9 protein-coding genes are annotated in these 20,410 nt (G+C 63.9%); all 9 read left to right on the top strand.

Features of this window, described 5'->3' with window-relative positions; translation table 11 throughout:
* Nucleotides 1–4 precede the first annotated feature (4 nt).
* Nucleotides 5–1,462: a glycoside hydrolase family 30 protein gene (locus tag CGZ88_RS08430; RefSeq protein ID WP_133120925.1), complete on the top strand. Its 1,458-nt coding sequence runs from the start codon at nt 5–7 to the stop codon at nt 1,460–1,462.
* Between the two features lie 48 nt (nt 1,463–1,510).
* Entirely contained in the window at nt 1,511–3,307 is a 1,797-nt protein-coding gene (gene argS, locus CGZ88_RS08425; protein ID WP_101671627.1) for an arginine--tRNA ligase, read from the top strand.
* A 111-nt stretch (nt 3,308–3,418) separates the two neighbouring features.
* A complete protein-coding gene (locus tag CGZ88_RS08420; protein WP_101671626.1) occupies nt 3,419–5,008 on the top strand; it encodes a diaminopimelate decarboxylase family protein in 1,590 nt (529 codons plus the stop codon).
* Between the two features lie 99 nt (nt 5,009–5,107).
* Nucleotides 5,108–6,418: a homoserine dehydrogenase gene (locus tag CGZ88_RS08415; protein ID WP_101671625.1), complete on the top strand. Its 1,311-nt coding sequence runs from the start codon at nt 5,108–5,110 to the stop codon at nt 6,416–6,418.
* 170 nt (nt 6,419–6,588) lie between these two features.
* The gene (gene thrB / locus CGZ88_RS08410) at nt 6,589–7,575 is read left to right on the top strand and encodes a homoserine kinase (protein ID WP_101671624.1); all 987 of its coding nucleotides are present in this window, start codon (nt 6,589–6,591) and stop codon (nt 7,573–7,575) included.
* Between the two features lie 120 nt (nt 7,576–7,695).
* Nucleotides 7,696–9,174 (top strand): tyrosine-protein kinase domain-containing protein, encoded by a 1,479-nt coding sequence (locus CGZ88_RS08405; protein WP_101671623.1) that lies wholly within the window; start codon nt 7,696–7,698, stop codon nt 9,172–9,174.
* 72 nt (nt 9,175–9,246) lie between these two features.
* Complete coding sequence (locus CGZ88_RS08400) at nt 9,247–11,076, top strand: DUF4012 domain-containing protein (RefSeq protein ID WP_101671622.1); 1,830 nt, start codon at nt 9,247–9,249, stop codon at nt 11,074–11,076.
* Nucleotides 11,077–11,498: 422 nt separating this feature from the next.
* Nucleotides 11,499–15,698, top strand: coding sequence for an Ig-like domain-containing protein (locus CGZ88_RS08395; RefSeq protein WP_101671621.1), 4,200 nt, complete (start codon nt 11,499–11,501; stop codon nt 15,696–15,698).
* A 387-nt stretch (nt 15,699–16,085) separates the two neighbouring features.
* Nucleotides 16,086–20,410, top strand: a 4,325-nt coding sequence (locus CGZ88_RS08390; protein WP_101671620.1) for an Ig-like domain-containing protein, incomplete at its 3' end; no start/stop codon positions are given.

Below are 20,410 nucleotides of genomic sequence, written 5' to 3'. Positions count from 1 at the left end.
GCTCATGCGGATGTTCACCAGCTACGCCAACGGCGACGATACGGCGCTCGCCGCCGCATTGCACGCGGTCCCGCCGTCCGAATTCCTGTTACCCGACGCGGGTGATGGCTCCTTGCCGACGATCAACCCGTCGCTGACGATCGACACCGCCCATCCGCGTCAGCGCATCGACGGCTTCGGCGCGTCGCTGACGCAGGCCTCGGCCGCTCTGATCTCCCGACTGCCGGCCGCCACGCGTCGCGCCGTGATGACCGAGCTGTTCAGCGTGCGCGATGGCATCGGCATCTCGATGCTGCGTCAGCCGATCGGGCCATCCGACCATGTGACCGGCCCGTACCGTTTCACGCGTCGCCGCGCCGATCCGCGGCTCGAATCCCTTGATTTTTCGCCCGAATCGCGCATGATCATCCCGCTGCTCACACAAGCGCAATCGATTCGTGCGCATAGCCGTCTCGCAGATCCCGCAGCCGATTCGCTCAATATCATCGCCTCGTCGTGGAGCGCGCCGGCGTGGATGAAGACGAACCGCTGCATCCTCGGCAAACGTCCGTTCACGCAGATGACCGGCTATCTGCGCCCGAGCATGTACGCCGCCTATGCCGAATACCTCGCGCGTTTCATCACGCATTACCGTGACGCCGGTCTGCACGTCTTCGGCGTCACGCCGACGAACGAACCCGACTATCCGCAATCGCGCTGGCCATCGATGGCGATGACGCCGGCGCATCAGGCGCGTTTCATCGCCGATTTCCTCGCGCCGTGCCTGCGCGCGCACGGGCTTGGGGATGTGCGCGTCCTGTGCTGGGACCACAACTATTCGACCGACCATTATCCCGACGGCCGATTCGTGCGCGAACTGTACGCATGGCCGCGCGCACTGCGGGCCGTTGCCGGCTCGGCATGGCACTACTACGGCGGTGCATCCCGCACGATGAGCGACATCCACCGCATCTGGCCAGACAAAGGCATCTGGGTGACCGAGGCCTCGGGCGGCGACTGGGGGCCGCGCAACTGGGACGCCGCGCTCGTGCAGACCTCGGCGCGCGTCATCGCGATGCTGAACAATTGGGCGCAGTCGGTCGTGTTGTGGAACATCGCGCTCGACGGGCGCGGAGGCCCCGACTACTACTATCTGCGTCACGACCACCGGCATTCGAGCAACCGCGGGCTGCTGACAATCGACGCGCGGACACGCACCATCACGCGCAACGCCGACTATTACGTGCTTGCGCACTGTTCGCGCTTCGTGCAACCTGGCTCGGTCGTGCTCGAACACCGGCTGGAACATGCCGACGGCCTCCATGCGGTCGCGTTCCGCACGGCCGACGGGTCGATTGCCGCCGTCGTCACGAACGAGCATAGCTCGCCGACGAAGCTGCGCATCGGAAGCGCGACCGTGCAGCTGCCGCCGCGCTCATTGACGACGCTCACCGATCTGCAGGACGCCATCCGCACGCCGTGAGATGCCGCAAGCCGTTGTTCTGTCTGACTTCACAGTAGACTTGGTGGAATGAGTCCTGAAGCGTTAAGTGAACTTATCTACAACATCGCCCGGCAGCTCGTTGACGACGGTCAGGCGGGCGACCTGACCGCCGATCTGCTCCCCGACGAATCCAAATTCGCGGTCATGCGACCCAAGGACCGCGCGCACGGCGACTGGGCCTCGAACGCGGCGATGCAGCTCGCGAAGAAGGCCGGCATGAAGCCCCGCGATCTGGCTGAACTCTTCGCCGCGCGTCTCAACGAGGCCGATGGCGTCGACACCGTCGAGGTCGCCGGACCGGGCTTTATCAACATCACGCTTGATTCCGCCTCGGCCGCGCAGATCGTCGATCAGGCGCTCGCCGAAGGCGCCGATTTCGGCCGCAACAAGCATCTGAGCGGCCGCACGCTCAACCTCGAATTCGTTTCGGCGAACCCGACCGGTCCGATCCACATCGGCGGTACGCGCTGGGCGGCCGTCGGCGATTCGATGGCCCGCATCCTCGAGGCGAACGGCGCCGACGTCGTTCGTGAATACTACTTCAACGACCATGGCGAGCAGATCAACCGCTTCGCCAAGTCGCTCGTCGCGGCCGCCCATGACGAGCCGACGCCGATCGACGGCTACAAGGGCGCCTACATCGACGAGATCGCGCGTCGTGTCATCGCCGAGGCGAACGCCGAAGGCGTCGACATCCTCAACCTGCCGCGCGTCGACGGCGGCGTCGACGAGAAGGGCGAACCGCTCGGCGAGGGCGACTCCGAGCAGCGCGAGGAGTTCCGCAAGCGCGCCGTGCCGATGATGTTCGACGAGATCCAGCAGTCGATGAAGGAGTTCCGCGTCCACTTCGATGTCTGGTTCCACGAGAACAGCCTCTACGAGGACGGCGAGGTCGAGAAGGCGATCGACGACCTGCGCGCACGCGGCGACATCTACGAAAAGGACGGCGCCACTTGGTTCGCGTCCACGAAGCACGGCGACGACAAGGACCGCGTCATCATCAAGTCCGACGGCAACTACGCGTACTTCGCCGCCGATATCGCCTACTACCGCAATAAGCGCCATCGCAAGGACCATCCGGCCGACGTCGCGATCTACATGCTCGGCGCCGACCACCACGGCTACATCGGCCGCATGATGGCGATGTGCGCGGCCTTCGGCGACAAGCCGGGGGAGAACATGCAGATCCTCATCGGCCAGCTCGTCAACGTCATGAAGGACGGCAAGGCCGTGCGCATGAGCAAGCGCGCCGGCAACGTTGTGACGATTGACGACCTCATCGACGCGATCGGCGTGGATGCCTCCCGCTATTCGCTCGCCCGCACCGACTACAACTCGCCGGTCGACATCGACCTCAACCTGCTTGCGTCGCATTCGAACGAGAACCCGGTGTACTACGTGCAGTACGCGCACGCGCGCTCCTGCAATGTCGACCGCAACGCGGCCGCTGCGAACATCACGCGCGACGGCGCCGACATGGCACTGCTCGACACCGAGGCCGACGGCGAGGTCATCGCGATGCTCGCCCAGTGGCCGTCCGTGCTCGCCCAGGCCGGCGACCTGCGCGCGCCGCACCGCATCGCGCACTACCTCGAAGACCTCGCAGCCGCCTACCACAAGTGGTACAACGTCGAACGCGTCGTGCCGATGGCGCTCACCGAGGCCGAGGAACGCGCCGACGAGGCGACCCGCGAGGCGACGCGCATCGCGAAATGCCCGGAACCCGCGCGCGCCGCGGCACGACTGCGGCTCAACGACGCCGTACAGACCGTCATCGCCAGCGGGCTCGACCTGCTCGGCGTCTCCGCACCGGACAAGATGTGACCCTCCGCACGCCGGCGACCACCACACGGTGGCGCCGGCGTGCCGCATATCGCACGAGACGCTGCGACGACCGCACGCGCAGCACGAGACGACACGACGAAAGGAACCGACATGGCCATCAGCCCGATCTGGCCGCAGGACACGGCGCGCGACGCCGCAGGCGAACTGACCTTCCACGGCATCACGGCGAGCGCGCTCGCCGACGAATACGGCACGCCGCTCTACGTCTACGACCTCGACGAGGTGCGCGCCCGCGCACGCCACTTCGTCAAGGCCGCCGCGCAGGCCTTCCCCACCAGCACGACGCATGTCAGCTACGCGGCGAAGGCGTTCCTGAGCAAGGAGATGGCGCGCATCGTCACCGAGGAGGGCATGTACGTGGACACATGCACGCTCGGCGAGATGCGGATCGCGCTCGCGGCCGGCGTGCCCGGTCGCCGTCTCGTGCTGCACGGCAACAACAAGAGCGACGAGGAGATCGAGCTGGCGATCAATGAGGGTTTCTCGAAGATCGTCGTCGATTCGCCCGACGAGCCGGCGCGCATCGCCGAGATCGCCAAGCGGCTCGGCAAGCGCGCGCGCGTCATGCTGCGCGTGACCTCGGGCATCCACGCCGGCGGCCATGAGTTTGTCTCGACGGCGCATGAGGACCAGAAGTTCGGCGTCGCGCTTCTGCCGGTCGGCGCGGACACGACGATCGTCGACGGCATCGACGCGCTCGAGGACGTCACGCCGGCGGCCGCGAACGCGCTGATGCAGGAGAACGCGCTCGAGGAGTCCGGCGAGACGAAGCGGCAGGCCGATCGCCGGCTGCGCTACGACGTGCGCTACCCGTACGATCTCAATGCGGCGGATGTGACCGAAGGAGACCGTCGCCTCGCCGCGGCGATGGAGCTCGTCGCGAACGGCCCGGCGATCGCCGTGCTGCGCGACATCGCGACGTACGACGATCTCGAGCTCGTCGGCATCCATTCACATATCGGCTCGAACATCCATGACGCCGGGGCCTTCATCCAGGCCGGCCGTCGCATGATGCTGCTGCGCAAGACCTTCTATGCGACGAACGGCTACACGCTGCCCGAGGTCGATCTCGGCGGCGGCTATTCGGTCGCCTACACCGACGACGAGGACCGCATGGACGTGGACAGGGAGCTCGCGCGCCTCGCCGACGCCGTCGCGAAGACGAACCGCCTGCTCGGCATGCCCGCGCCGGTCATCTCCTTCGAGCCCGGTCGTTGGATCGTCGCCCCGGCGGGCGTCACGCTGTACACGGTCGGCGCGATCAAGACCGTGCATCTGGGGGAGGGCTTCACCGACCATGCCGGCGAGCCGATCGACGAACGCAGCTATGTGGCCGTCGATGGCGGCATGAGCGACAACATCCGCCCGGCGCTCTACGGCGCGCAGTACACGGCGGTCCTCGCGAACCGTGTCTCGAACGCCCCTGCGCGGCTGTCGCGCGTCGTCGGCATCCACTGCGAGTCCGGCGACATCGTCGTCGACGAGGTGCGGCTTCCCGGCGATGTGCGCCGCGGCGACCTGATCGCCGTGCCGGTGACCGGAGCCTACGGCCGTGCGATGGCGAGCAACTACAACATGGCGCTCTTCCCGGCCGTCGTCGGCGTCGACGCGCACGGCGCGCATCTAATGATGCGCCGCGAGAGCGTCGACGACCTGCTCTCCTTCGACGTGAGCGAGTGATTCGGCGTCGATTTCATATAGGGGAAGCGTGGCTGTCCCGTTCACGACTTGCCCGTACAATATGGCGGGTAGTGACCGCCGCAAAGAAAGGAACGGACAGTGGCAGAACAGAACGCACCGATTCGAGTCGGCCTGCTTGGCGCAGGAACGGTGGGCTCGCAGACCGCGCGCCTGCTCGTCGAACAGAAGGATGAGCTCGCGCAGCGCATCGGCCGTCCGATCGAGCTGTCCGGCATCGCCTGCCTCGACCCGGAGGAGGTCGACTTCCCGTGGATCGACAAGTCGCTGCTGACGAGCGACACGATGAGCGTCGTCAAGAACGCGGACATCGTCGTCGAACTCATCGGCGGCACCGGCGTCGCGCGCACCTTCGTGCTTGAGGCGATGAACAACGGCGCGTCCGTCGTCACCGCGAACAAGGCGCTGCTCGCGAAGTACGGCCCGGAGCTGTACAAGGCGGCCCAGGACAACGACGTCGACATCTACTTCGAGGCTGCCGTCGGCGGCGCGATCCCGATCGTGCGCCCGCTGCGCGAGTCGCTCGTCGGCGACCAGGTCAAGGACATGCTCGGCATCGTCAACGGCACGACGAACTACATCCTCGACGAGATGACGACGAAGGGTCTCGACTTCGACGTCGCGCTCAAGGACGCGCAGGCGAAGGGCTACGCCGAGGCGGACCCGACCGGCGACATCGAAGGCTATGACGCGGCGAACAAGGCCGCGATCATGGCGACGCTCGGCTTCCATACGAACGTCGGCATCGACGACGTGACCGTCGAGGGCATCACGCACGTCACGGCCGACGACATCGCCGCCGCGACCGCCGAAGGCAAGGTCGTCAAGCTGCTCGCCGTCGTCAGCAAGGACGAGCACGGCGTCTCCGCGCGCGTCTACCCGGCGCTCATACGCAACGAGCATCCGCTCGCGTCGGTGCGCGGCTCCTTCAACGCCGTCTTCGTGCGCGCCGAATACGCCGACGATCTGATGTTCTACGGCCGCGGAGCCGGCGGCGCCCCGACCGCCTCCGCCGTCGTCGGCGACATCGTGACCGTCGCGCGCCACATCGCGTCCGGCTGCACCGGACCGGCGATCCGCATGTACAACGACTATCCGATCGCGCCGCTGAGCACATCGAAGGCCGCGTTCGCCGTGCGCTTCCTGATCCATGACAATCCGGGCGTCCTCGCACAGATCTCGGCGGTCTTCGCGAAGAACGGCGTCTCGATCAACGGCGTCAACCAGGACCTCAAACCGACGCTCAAGGATCCGGGATACGACGGCGAGATCCAGCAGCTGCGCCTCGTGACGCACATGACCGACGAGACCACGCTGCGCGCGACCGTCGCCGAGGTGTGCGAACTCGACTGCGTGACCGGCGATCCGTCGATCATCCGCGTGCTCGACTGATTCCGCAGCCCGGCGTACGACCATGGAGGGCTGGCCGCGTCAACGGACGCGACCAGCCTTCTGTGTATCATGAACGATGATTCGCCGTCCATGCCGTTGGGTGGGGCGGTAGTCCGCGCGCCGACCGTGGCGACGGACCTGGAGAGACGAAGTAAGGCAGGACATATCCGATGGATCCGGTAACGCGTAAGGTGCACGTCCGTGTGCCCGCGACAAGCGCGAATCTCGGCTCTGGTTTCGACACCGTGGGGCTCGCGCTGGACTATCACGACGAACTGGAGTTCACGCTGAGCTCCGATCCGCTCAACATGGCGGCCCAGGTGCTCATCGACGGCGAAGGCGAGGGCACGCTGCCGCGCGACGAATCCCATCTCGTCGTCTCCACGTTCCGTCGCGCATGCTCGCGATTCGGCCTGAGCAAGACCGGTTTCATCCTCGAGGCGCACAACAACATCCCGCAGGCGCGCGGCATGGGATCGTCGGCCGAGGCGATCGTCGCCGGCATCAGCGCGGCCTACGCGTTCAGCCATGAGGGCGAGCTCGACCGTGACGCGATCTTCGCGCTCGCGGCGGAGATCGAAGGCCATCCGGACAATGTGGCGCCAGCCGTCTACGGCGGCATGACCGTGTCCTGGACCGAGGACGGCATGCGACGCACGCTCGAGAACGGCGCCGTCATCAACGCCGGCTACCGCACCGTCAACTACATCGTCGACCCGTCGATCACGACGTCGGTGTTCATCCCCGATTTCGAACTGTCGACGAGCGAGGCGCGCGAGGCGCTTCCGGCGCTTGTGCCGTTCAAGGACGCCGTGTTCAACGTGTCCCGTGCGGCGCTGCTCATCGGCGCGATGAACCCCGGTGCGCTCACCGCCGCGCATGACGCCAACACGTTGCTGATGGATGCGACCGAGGACCGGCTGCACCAGCAGTACCGCGGTCCGTTGATGCAGCCCTCCGCCGACCTCATCGAGAAGTTGCGCCTGAACGGCTATGCTGCGATGGTCTCCGGAGCCGGCCCCTGCGTGCTCGTGCTCCATGCCGGCGACGCCGCCGACGGGATCGACGCCGTGGCGGCCGCCGAACTCGCCTCCGGCCATTGGCGCGTCCTGCACCTCGGCGTCGACACGCTCGGCGTGCAGGTGGCGCGCCTGTGATCGCGTCGAGCGCGACAGATACGATAAAGAAGCTGATTTTACGAGACAGGCCGACGACCGCGTTCCGTGCCGTGAGGGGCGCCCGGTACGGTCTCACCTCTCAGAGGGGAACGAACCTAGATGGCTGAAAACATTATCGAGCAGCAGGCGGCAGGCGCTGTCGCCGCGAAACAGGAAAGCGACGGCATGACGCTGTCCGGCCTGTTCGGCATCATGCGCAAGCACATCATCACGATCATCGTCACCTTCGCCGTCGTGCTTGGCGCCGCGATCGGACTGACGATGATGTCGCCGGTGAAGTACTCGACGACGTCCCAGCTGTTCGCGACCTACAGCGATTCGTCGGACGGCGCCGCGAACTCGTCCGAGCAGAACAGCGGCAGCTCGTACATCATGAGCCAGATCAAGTCGTATCCGGCGCTGACGACGACGCAGTCGGTGCTGCAGCCGGCCATCGAGGACCTCAAGCTGCCTATGTCGGTCGGCCAGCTCAAAGGCGAGATCAGCGTCACCAATCCGACCAACACCGCGTTCGTCAACATCACGGTGACGGACGGCGATCCGGCGCGTGCCGCCGACATCGCCAACGCCGTCGCGAAGTCGCTCAGCTCCGTCGTCGAGAACACGCTGTACGCATCCGGATCGCGTTCGTCGGTCAAGCTCTCGATCGTGCAGCCGGCCACGGCGCCGAGCGCGCCGAGCTCGCCGAAATGGAAACTCAACATCCTCATCGGCATCGTCGGCGGCCTGATCCTCGGCGTTTTCGCCGCGTTGCTCAAGGACGTGCTGTCCAAGCGCGTGCAGGACGATGATGAAGTCGGCGAATACCTCGATGCGCCGATCATCGGCCGCATCCCCGAGGAGGAGCTGCTCAAGGGCACGAAGCCGGCCGTCGTCAGCGAACCGGGCAGCCCGGTCGCCGAGGACTTCCGCCGTGTGCGCACGAACCTGACCTTCATGGCGCCGGTGGACGGCACGAACTGCCGTCTCATCGTCGTCACATCGACCGGCGCGAGCGAAGGCAAGACGACGATGTCGGTCAACGTCGCCGCCGCGCTCGCCGAGAACGGCGCGAAGGTCCTGCTCATCGACGCCGATCTGCGTCATCCGTCGGTCGCGAAGAAACTCGACCTCGACGGTTCGGCGGGCCTTACCCATGTATTGTCCGGTCAGGCTTCGGTCAAGGACGTCGTGCAGCGCTACTGGAAGCCGAACCTGCATGTCATGCCGGCCGGCCCGAAGCCGCCGAACGCGTCGACGCTGCTCAACTCGCCGATCATGGAGGAGCTGCTCAACAACGCGATGGAGCAGTACGATTACGTGCTCATCGATACGGCGCCGATGGTCGTCGCGAACGACGCCGTCATCTTCGTGCGCCGTGGTGGTTCATTGATCATGGTCTGCCGCCGCGACCAGACGCTCAAGCGCGATCTGCGCGACATCTCGGAGGAGCTCACGACGCTCGACCTGTCGACGACCGGCGTCATCTTCAACTGCGCGCGCGATTCGAAGAAGTCGCTCGAACACACCAACTATTACTACTACTATTCGAGCCGCAGCACCGACCACCGCAAGAAGCGCCGCTTCTCGCTCAAGTAACCGATTCCGATTCGTCCCGCGGATTCCTGAACCCCAAGGAATCCGCGCTTTTCATTGTGCCTAAGGAGCGCCATGTCGCACACGCACGCGCAGCCACACCGCCATCATCATCACCATCATCGGCGCCGCAGGATCTGGCCGTGGGTCGTCGGCGTGCTGACGATCCTCGTGCTCGCGCTCGTCGCTTGCGGCGTCGTCGGTTTCCAGCTGTTCCGTCAGGCGAAGCAGGTGCAGGCCCATGAATCGAAGGCCGTCTCGATGCTGTCGCAGCTCGCATCCTCCGACGCCGACAAGCTCGCCGACGCCGGCGACGTGCTGCCGCGGATCGCGCAGGAGACGAAGCAGGCTTCGGCCATCGCCCACGGCGGCCTGTGGAACTTCGCTGCGAAGATGCCGTTCGTCGGCGACGACATCGCCACCGTCCAAGGCATGACGACGACGATCGACGGCATCGTCTCCGAATCGATGCCGCAGTTCGCCGACGTCATGAAGACGCTCAGCGAGGCGCAGATCGCGAACGGCGGCGACGGCGTCAACCTGCAGCCGATCATCGCCGCTGCCGAGCCGCTCGACAAGGCGAACGCATCGTTCCAAAAGCAGGTGCGCGCCTATGACGATCTCAAGGAACCGAGCATCGGCATGATCCGCAGCGCCTATGACGACGGCGCGACGAAGCTCAACGCCGTCGCCGACCGCGTCGACGCGTTGTCGAACGCGTTCCGCATCCTTCCGACGCTGCTGGGCGACGGCCAGTCGCGCACTTACGCCGTCATGGCGATGACTCCTTCCGAAATGCGTTCGTCGGGCGGCCTGATCGGTTCGGTCGGCGAACTGACGACCTCGGACGGCACCGTCCATGTCGGCGACTTCCGCCCGAACGGCGACTATCTGTCCTACGGCATCGGCGACCATTCGCAGGACATGGACGATGTGTTCACGAAGGAAGGGCCGCTGCATATGTCCTTCGATATCCGCGATCTGGCCGTGTTCCCGAACACCGCCGATTCGGCCGTCGCGATGCGTTCGATCTGGGACCGCACGCCGTGGGGGAAGGAGCAGCCGCTCGCCGGCGTCATCATGGTCGATCCGCTGTTCCTGCAGCAGCTCATCGCGATCAACGGCAATGTAACGCTGCCCGACGGCACCGTGCTCACCGGCGACAACACCGCCGAGTTCCTGATGAACACCGTCTACCAGAAGTATCCGGAAAACGAGACCGATGCGTTGTTCGGCGTCGTCGCGAACCAGGCGATGGAGTCGATGTTCTCCGATATGAGCGTCGGCAAGCTGTACCGGACCGGCGAGATGATGGGCACGATGGCGAAGGGTCGCCATTTCACGATGTACGCCTTCGACGAGCGGATCGAGCAGGGCATCGCCGCCGCCGGCTTCACCGGCCAGACGCCGAACAGCGAGACCGAGCCGTCCGTCGGCATCTACCTGACCGAGCAGAACCCGTCGAAGATGGGCTGGTACATCAAGCGTGAGGCGAAGATCCAGCGTGTGAATTGCGACGACGGCGACCTTTACCATGTGGAGTTCACGATCCGCAACACGATGACCGAGGATGAGGCGAAGGCGTTGCCGATGTACATCACCGGCAACAACACAGCCAACACCGGCAAGGCGATGGAGAAGATCCTGTTCTACGCGCCCGAAGGCGGCTCGATAACGAATCTGATGCAGCTCGGCGGCAAGGTCGACGCCGCCCAAGAGACGACGATCGACGGTGTCAAGGCCTATCAGTCCTACGTGCAGGTCAATCCGGGGCAGCTTGCGACCTACACCTTCGACGTACATGTCTCGAAGAAGGCGACGTCGCCGCTGACGATCGACCAGACGCCGATGGGCTGGGGCGACGACGGCATCACCTATCTCGCTCCGAAATGCAAGGCGGACTAAGGGGTTCCATCGATCAGAAGACCGGGGGCGCCGGCGGCATCGCGATATGCCGTCGGCGCCTTCGGCGTGTCGGGAAGTGCGTCCGCATCGTCGGGACGGGACATTCGGCATCGGCGAACTTAATCGGTTAAGTCATTGGTGGATGGGCGAATTGATCGCATATGTCGAACGATGGCATCCGGCATGCAGATGACAGCGTTTGCCATTTGGAAGTCGCGTGTTGGTTCTGTAGAAGTTTTTGCATATAATAGACGTCATGCGAACGGTTGCACAATGATTGTGCCGACTGAAGTGTCTGTTTGCTCAGTGAACATGCCTCATGTTCACGACGAACAGACATGTGCAGTGCCATCCGGCTATGCGGACGGGTGGCCATAAGGAAAGAGAACACCTTATTCTAGAGAAGAAAAGGAGACAGTGGTATGGTTCCTCTGTCTGAAACCGAGCAGCAGCTCGGGAAGACCAAGCGTTCCGGAGGGCGCGGCTTCATCGCCAAGGCGGTCGCCAGCGTCTCGGCGTTCGCGACGCTCGCCGGCGGCATGGCCCTCGGCATGGTCGCCGCGCCGGCGGCGTCCGCGGCGAACGCCCCGACGACGAGCTACGATCGCACGCTCGGCAACCCGCAATTCGAGGCTGCCCGCGAGGCCAATGGCCTGGCCAAGGAAATGAACTACGGCGCGATTCTGCATGCGTGGATGTGGTCGGCCAATACGATCAAGGCTCATATGGACGAGATCGCCGACGCCGGTTATACGTCGATCCAGACGGTCCCGATGAGCACGATCAAGGGACCGGTCGAGGGCATGCAGTTCACCGAGAACTGGTACTACGTCTATCAGCCTTCCGGCACCGGCATCGGCAACAAGGTCATCGGTACCGAGCAGGAAATCAAGGCGATGACCGAAGAGGCGCATAAGCACGGCATCCGCATCATCGCCGACGCCGTCATCAACCACTTCACCGCCGACTGGAACGCCATTCAGGGGGAGTGGAAGGATTCCAGCCGCTTCCACACCCGCTCCGAAGGCGGCTGCGGCGACAACGGCACCGCCATCAATTACAACAACCGTTGGCAGGTCACGCATTGCCATCTGCTGAGCCTGTGGGATCTCAACACCGAGAACCAGACGGTCGCCAACGGCATGAAGGACTATCTCGTGCGCGCCGTCGCGGACGGCGTGGACGGCTTCCGCTATGACGCGGCGAAGCACATCGAGCTTCCGGATGAGTTCGGCACGCATTCCCCCTACTATGACACGATTCTGCCGAACGGCGCCCAGTACCAGTACGGCGAGGTCCTGCAGGGCGATCCGGGCCTGAACGCCCCGGCGTATCCGGCGCTGTTCAACAAGTATTCCACCAATGGCGGCGGCAACACCGGCTCCAAGTACGGCGGTCTCATCCGCGCCGTGGTGCAGGACAAGAACCTCGACGCCGGCCGCGTCGGCAGCCTGCAGGGCGATGGCGTGCGCGACAACCAGCTCGTGACCTGGGTCGAATCGCACGATACCTACGCGAACACGAACGAATACTCCAGCCAGCTGTCCGCATGGCAGATCCGCATGGGCTGGGGCATCGTCGGCTCGCGTGCCGGCGGCGCACCGCTGTTCTTCAACCGTCCGGTCGGCTCCGGCGGCTCCAATCCGCGCTTCGCCGAGCGTTCGCAGCTTGGTGACGCCGGCGATGACGAGTGGAAGCATCCTGAAGTCAAGTGGGTCAACAAGTTCCGCAACGCGATGGAGGGCAACGCCGAATACCTGCGCAACTGCCAGGACAACAACTGCCTGATGATCGAGCGTTACAAGTCCGACGGCAACAGCAACAACGACGGCGTGACCGTCGTGAACATGGACGGCGACAAGAACCTCGCCGGCATGGACACGGTGCTCGATGACGGCGAATACGTCGATCAGGTCTACGGCGGCAAGCTCACCGTCTCCGGCAAGAAGATCACCTCCGGCTCCGTCAAGAGCGGCAAGGTCCACGTGTTCTTCAACGCGTCGAACACGCCGCGCGCCTCGCTGTCGGTCACGGGTTCCAAGACCTTCAAGACGGCCACGACGACGGTGACGCTCAACGCGCGCAACGTCAACAACGCGCGCTACAGCACCTCCGAAGGCGCCTCCGGCTCCTTCACCGACGGCCAGACGATCACGATCGGCGCCAACAGCCCGGTGAACACGCAGATCACCGTCACGCTCACCGGCACCGATCAGGACGGCAACGCCGTTCGGGCCCAGGAGACCTTCACGAAGAAGGATCCGAACGCGGTCGTCTCCTACACGGCTTACGCGAAGAAGCCGGCGGCGTGGAACAAGATCTACGCCTATGTGTATGTGGACAACAACGCCGCCGCCGGTTCCGTCATCGAGAACGCCGCGTGGCCGGGCGAGCTGATGACCGCCGAATCCGGTGCCTGCGACGGCACCGCCGACCAGGTCTATGAGATCCCGGAGGACATCATCGATCAGGCCGGTGACGATCCGATCCGCGTCATCTTCAACAACGGCGGCGCGGGCGAGATCGCCGGCAACAAATTCCCCGGCGATTCCGCGGTTACCGACCCGGACGACCATGTGGACGCCGCGGGCCTGCTCATCGACGGATCCTACGTCTGGGACGGCAACATCACGAGCGGTACCTGGGAAGAGGCCTCCTGCCTCGCCGTGACCGTCGACTCGGTCACGATCAGCCCGGCCGGCACGATCAACCTTGATCTCGCCACCGGCGCCACCGCCCAGCTGACCGCCACCGTGGCCCCGGCCGCGGCCGCCGGCAAGCCGGTCAAGTGGACTTCGTCGAACGAGCGCGTCGCCGCCGTCAAGAACGGCGTCGTGCAGGGCCTGTCCAAGGGCACTGCGACGATCACCGCATCCGTCGGAGGCAAGTCGGACACCGTGACCGTCAACGTCACCGGTGAGGCGCCGGTCGTCCACGACACGACCGTCTACTATCCGGCCTCCAAGTTCGGCGCGAACTCCACCTATCTGCACTACCGTGTGAACAAGGGTGGCGCGGCCGGCACGTGGACGACCGCTCCGGGTGTCAAGATGGAAGCGGCCTGCGACGGCTACGTCAAGTACACGATCGAGGGCACCGAAGGTGACGAGGTCGAGTTCGTGTTCAACAACGGCTCCGGCCAGTGGGACAACAACGGCGAAAAGAACTACAAGGCCAGCGGCGCGAACATCGTCGTCGAGAACGGCACGATCGGATCGGTCGCTCCGTGCGTGACGATCGTGCCGGTGTCGTCGGTGTCGATCTCGGGTGGCGACTTCGAGCTCAAGGAGGGTGCTTCGAAGCAGCTTTCGGCGACCGTCTCCCCGTCGAATGCGACGGATCGCGCGGTCTCCTGGAAGTCGTCGAACACGTCGGTTGCGACGGTAAGCGCGTCGGGTAATGTGACTGCGGTCGCGGCCGGCACGGCGACGATCACGGCGACGGCGGGCGGCAAGTCCGCGAGCGTGACCGTGAAAGTGACCCCGGAGGTCGTTGACATCCCGGTGCAGTCGGTCGCGATTTCGGGCACTGGTGTTGCGGGTGGTAAGGCGACGATCAACGTCGGCGCCGGCCTGAACCTCAACGCCGTCATCACCCCGTCGAACGCCACCGATCAGAACGTGACGTGGATCTCCTCCGATGACTCGATCGCGACCGTCTCCTCGACGGGCGTCGTCCGTGGCGTCAAGGCCGGCATGGCCGTCATCATGGCGACCGTCGGAGGCAAGTCGGCTTCCGTCATCGTGACGGTGCAGGACGCCGGTCCGGCGCTGCAGTCGATTCAGATCACTGGCTCCGGTGTCGCGAACAACAAGCTGACGCTGGCGCAGAGCAAGACCGCGCAGCTGTCGGTGAAGGCGACGCCCGCCAACGCCGAGATCGGCGCCGTGTCGTGGGCTACCTCGGATACCGCGGTGGCGACGGTCGATGGCAACGGCAAGGTCACGGCAAAGGCCGAGGGCATGGCCGTCATCACTGCCACGGCTTCCGGCAAGCACTCCTCGATCGTGCTGACGGTGTCTAAGGGGCAGTCGTCTGATCGGTTCTCTGATGTGCCGGCTGGTGTGTCGTTCCATGATGAGATCGAGTGGCTGGCGGCGCAGGGTATCACGAATGGGTATTCGGATGGTCGTTTTGGTTATGGTGATCATCTGAATCGTCAGGATATGGCGATCTTCCTGTATCGTCTGGCGACGGTGCATGGCGTGGCGGGTGCCGCGTCGTTCACGCCGTCGGATGCGGATTACCAGCGGTTCTCGGATGTGAAGCGTGGTTCGTATGGTGCCAAGGAGATCCTGTGGCTGGCTCGTAATGGCATTTCGCAGGGTTCGAATGGCCGGTTCAAGGGTAATGACAAGCTGACTCGTCAGGATATGGCGGTGTTCCTGTATCGCTATGCGTTGCTGGCGGGTGTGCCCGGTGTGGGTTCGTATGCGCCGTCGGATGCCGAGTATGCCCGGTTCTCGGATGTGAAGCGTGGCACGTTCGCTTCCAAGGAGATCCTGTGGTGCGCGAAGGTGGGTATCACGCGTGGTAACGCGAATGGTACGTTCGGCTATGGTGACAAGCTGACGCGTTCGGCGATGGCCGCGTTCCTGTACCGCCTCGACAAACTCATCTGAACCAAAACATGCGTCCCGTTTCCTAACCTGACGGCACGCTGAGCCAAGGCGGCTCCCCGGAAGACATCTTTCGGGGAGCCGCCTGTTTCTATATTCGTCGAGGATGGAACGCATGGACGACTGCAGTGGGAATGTCTGGAACAGATTGGCTTTCATATGATGCGAACGTTCTCTATATGACCCACTTGTGTTGATGTTGTGCAAGTATTTGGGTATATTAGATGGAATGCGAACGGTTGCACAATGATTGTGTTGACTGTCTGTACTCTTTTGCCGACGGTGTATCCGGCGTCGGGAGGGTGCCGCAGCGGGTTCCCGGCTGTGCTGACGGGGCCGCACCATAAGGAAAGAAAGAACCTATTCCAGAGAAGAAAAGGAGACAGTGGCATGACACCTCTGTCTGAAAAGCACGGGGCCAGCCCCGTCGCGGGCAAGCGTCCTTCGGGCCGCAGGTTCGTGACGAAGGTGATCGCCGGCCTCGCAGCCGCGGCGACGCTTGCAAGCGGCATGATCGTGGGGGCTTCCACGGCGGTCGCCGCCGATCATGTGGGCCCGACGACGAGCTACGACCGTACACTGGGCAACGCGACGTTCGAAGCGGCGCGCAAGCAGTACGGCCTCGCCCAGGAGATGAGCTACGGCGCAATCCTGCATGCATGGATGTGGTCGTTCAACACGATCAAGCAGAAGATGCCGGAGATCGCCGCCGCGGGTTACACGTCCATCCAGACCTCGCCGATCAGTGAGATCAAGGGGCCGGTCAACGGCATGCAGTTCGATGAGAACTGGTATTACGTCTACCAGCCGACCGGCACGAAGATCGGCAACACGGTCGTCGGCACTGAGGACGAGCTCAAGGCGATGACCACCGAAGCGCACAAATACGGCATCCGAGTAATCGTCGACGGCGTCATCAATCATTTCAGCTCCGATTGGAACGCCATTGATTCCGATTGGCGTTCGGAGGGCAACTTCCACCAAGCATGGGGCATCTGCGACAAGCAGGAAAGCACCAGCCACAACGGCGACCGCATCGATTACAGCAACCGTTGGAAGGTCACCCAGTGCCATCTGCTCGGCTTGTGGGATCTGAACACCCAGAGCCAAAGCGTTGCGGACCGAATGCATGATTATCTCGCCCGCGCCGTCGATGATGGTGTGGACGGCTTCCGCTACGATGCCGCGAAGCACATCGAGCTCCCGGATGAGTTCGATACGCATTCGCCGTATTTCGACACGATCCTGTCGAACGGCGCGCAGTACCAGTACGGTGAGGTGCTGCAGGGCGATTCCGGCCTGAACGCCGCGGCGTATCCGGCCCTCTTCGACAAGTATTCGAGCAATGGCGGCGGCAACACCGGTTCGAAGTACGGTGGCGCCGTACGTGCCGCGATCAACTCGGGAAGCATGAACGCCCAGTCGCTGCGCAATCTGCAGGGTGACGGCGTGCGTGACAACCAGCTCGTCACCTGGGTCGAATCGCATGACAACTATGCGAACAAGGAAGTCGATACGGAAATCGGCAAAGTGGGCGTCTCGACGCGCATTTCGGCCGACAGGATCCGCAAGGGATGGGCGATCATCGCGTCCCGCGCCGGCGGCGCGCCGCTGTTCTTCAACCGTCCGGTCGGTTCCGGCGGCACGAACAATAACCAGTTCTCCGAGCGTACGACGCTTGGCATGGCTGGCGATGACGAGTGGAAGCATCCCGAGGTCACCTGGGTCAACAAGTTCCGCAATGCGATGGAGGGCTCGCCCGAAAACATGCAGAACTGCCAGGGCGACAACTCCTGCCTGATGATCGAGCGCGGCATCGATGACGGTTCGCCGGACAACAACGGTGCCGTCGTGGTCAACTCCGGTGGAGACAAGGACCTCAGCGGCATCTCGACGACGCTCGATGACGGCCAGTACAAGGATCAGGTCAACGGCGGCCAGATCACCGTCTCCGGCGGCAAGATCACGTCCGGCCGCGCTCCGGGTGGCAAGGTCGCGGTGTTCTGGAACAACAAGGGCGGCACGACGATCGATGCCGAGACGATCAGCGCCGCGCCGATCAACACGACCTTCACCGGTTCTGGCATCGAAGTCACCGTGCGCGCGCAGAACGCGACGAACCTCAAGTGGTCGACCTCCGACGGCAAGTCCGGCACCTTCGTCTCCGGCGACAAGATTACCGTCGGCGCCAATGCCGAAGTCGGCGATGTCATCACGCTGACGCTCACCGGCAAGGGCACCGGTGCGACCGGCAAGGACCTCAAAGTCGAATACACCTATGAGAAGGTCGAACGCAGCCAGCAGCAGCTCGCCAAGTACTATTCGACGAATACGGCCGGCCAGAAGAAAAAGAAGACGATTTCGGTCGATGGCTCCGCCAGCGATTGGGACAGCTCCATGCTCATCGCGCAGGGTACCGCGAATGATGATCCCCGCGTCTACCGTCCGAATTCGATGTATGAGATGCCCATCGATCTGTATGCCCTCTATGGCACCTATGACGATGACAATCTCTATCTGATGTGGGAGATGACCAACGTCCAGGATGTCGTTGATCCCGGTGACGACTTCCCGCTCAATCGTCCGGTCCATACCGAAAAGGGACCTGCCGCGTGGATTGCGCTTGACACCGGACGTTCCGATAACCGCGTCGGCAAGAACGCCAATCTGCAGACCGGCGGCACGATCTGGGATTCGCGCATCTCATGGGAGCAGAATGTCAACAATGTCATCGGGCTTGCCTTGAAGAAGGGCGAGAATGGTCCCTGGATGTACGGCGGCGATGAGACCGGTCTGAACGCGAACGCGATCTATGGTCCGGGCGCGGCTCCGGCTGTCGGTACGCAGAAGACCAAGATGCAGTATGCGGCTGGAACCGGTCTGCTCAGCAATGAGGTCTGGGGTCTTGACAATGCTTGGGGCGCCAGCAATGGGCGTGTGCCGGGCGATGTGAAGAACGACAACGGCAACTGGGTCAACTTCAAGTCCAAGGGGCACAACCCGGGCGCCCAGGATTCGATCTGCGAGCTGGCCATTCCGCTCGAAGAGCTTGGCATCACGGCGGCCGACGTCGAGAAGACCGGCGTCGGTGTGCAGATTGTCGCCACCTATGGCCTGTCGGGCATGGACTCGCTGCCGTACGACCTCGCCGCGAACGACAACGCCGATCTCCCGGATACGCAGTCGCAGGAGAACAACTCCTACGAGAAGTCCGATGACGACTCGTACTCCGCTCCGCTCGCTCGCATCGGCGCCGCCGGTGGTGTCATCGAAACGATTCCTGTCGAATCGGTGACGATCAACGAAGGCTCCTCGATGTCGATCGACCTCGGCACCTCGCGCACGGCGAAGCTGAGCGCGACGGTCGCCCCGTCGAACGCGTCGAACAAGAAGGTCACGTGGAGCTCCTCCAATGAACAGATCGCGACCGTCGACTCGAAGGGCAACGTCAAGGCGAACAAGGCCGGTACGGTGACGATCACGGCGAAGGCCGGCGACAAGACCTCGACGATCACGATCATCGTGACCGGCGAGCTCAATCTCCCGACAACGACGACCGTCTATTATCCGGCTGCGAAGTTCGGTGCGAGCTCGACGTACCTGCATTACCGCGTCAACAAGGGCGGCACTGCGGGCACGTGGACGACTGCTCCGGGTGTGAAGATGGAAGCGGCCTGCGACGGCTACGTCAAGTACACCGTTGACAACCCGGACCAGGACGAGGTCGAGTTCGTGTTCAACAACGGCTCCGGCCAGTGGGACAACAACGGCGAGGCCAACTACAAGGGCGCCGGTGAGTCGCTGCTCGTCAAGGGCGGTCAGCTCACGGTGGACAATCCTCCGTGCACGGTGACCGTTCCGGTGTCGTCGGTGTCGATCGCCGGCGGTGACTTCGAACTGCCGATCGGTTCCACGAGGCAGCTGTCGGCGACGGTTGCCCCGTCGAACGCGACGGATCGTGCGGTCTCCTGGAAGTCGTCGAACACCTCGGTCGCGACGGTGGACGCTTCGGGCAAGGTCACGGCGGTCAAGGCCGGTACGGCGACGATCACGGCGATGGCCGGCGGTAAGTCGTCGACGGTCAACGTGACGGTTGCGTCTGATTATGTGGCCGTGCAGTCGGTCGCGATTTCGGGTACTGGTGTGTCGGCTGGCAAGGCGTCGATCAACGTCGGTGCCGGACTGAATCTCAATGCGACGGTGCTGCCGAGCAACGCGACGGACCGTACCGTCACGTGGAGCACGTCGAACGCCTCGGTGGCATCGGTGGCCAATGGCACGGTGCGCGGCATCAAGGCCGGCAATGCCGTCATCACGGCGACCGCCGGCAACAAGTCCGCCTCCATCATCGTGACGGTCGAGAACAACGGCGCCGTCCTGCAGTCGATTTCGATCTCAGGCTCCGGTGTCGCGAACAACAAGCTGACGTTGGCGCAGAACAAGTCGGTGCAGCTGTCGGTGAAGGCGACCCCGGCGAACGCGACGGTCGGCGCGGCCTATTGGACGTCGTCGGATCCGTCGGTTGCGACGGTCGATGGCAATGGCAAGGTCACGGCGAAGGCCGAGGGTGTCACGGCGATCACGGTGACGGCTTCCGGTAAGTCGGCTGCGATCGTGGTCACCGTCACCAAGAATGGTGGTTCGTCTGATCGGTTCTCTGATGTGCCGGCTGGTGTGTCGTTCCATGATGAGATCGAGTGGCTGGCGGCGCAGGG

The organism is Bifidobacterium anseris, from assembly GCF_002860345.1.
Lineage (GTDB): Bacteria > Actinomycetota > Actinomycetes > Actinomycetales > Bifidobacteriaceae > Bifidobacterium > Bifidobacterium anseris.
The sequence above is the reverse complement of the archived record's forward strand: the minus strand, read 5'-3'. Positions and strand labels throughout refer to the sequence as shown.

Coding starts and splice junctions, on each gene's coding strand:
- CGZ88_RS08405 (WP_101671623.1), top strand. CDS start 7,696: ATGGCTGAAAACATTATCGAGCAGCAGGCGGCAGGCGCTGTCGCCGCG.
- CGZ88_RS08420 (WP_101671626.1), top strand. CDS start 3,419: ATGGCCATCAGCCCGATCTGGCCGCAGGACACGGCGCGCGACGCCGCA.
- argS (WP_101671627.1), top strand. CDS start 1,511: ATGAGTCCTGAAGCGTTAAGTGAACTTATCTACAACATCGCCCGGCAG.
- CGZ88_RS08430 (WP_133120925.1), top strand. CDS start 5: ATGCGGATGTTCACCAGCTACGCCAACGGCGACGATACGGCGCTCGCC.
- CGZ88_RS08400 (WP_101671622.1), top strand. CDS start 9,247: ATGTCGCACACGCACGCGCAGCCACACCGCCATCATCATCACCATCAT.
- CGZ88_RS08395 (WP_101671621.1), top strand. CDS start 11,499: ATGGTTCCTCTGTCTGAAACCGAGCAGCAGCTCGGGAAGACCAAGCGT.
- thrB (WP_101671624.1), top strand. CDS start 6,589: ATGGATCCGGTAACGCGTAAGGTGCACGTCCGTGTGCCCGCGACAAGC.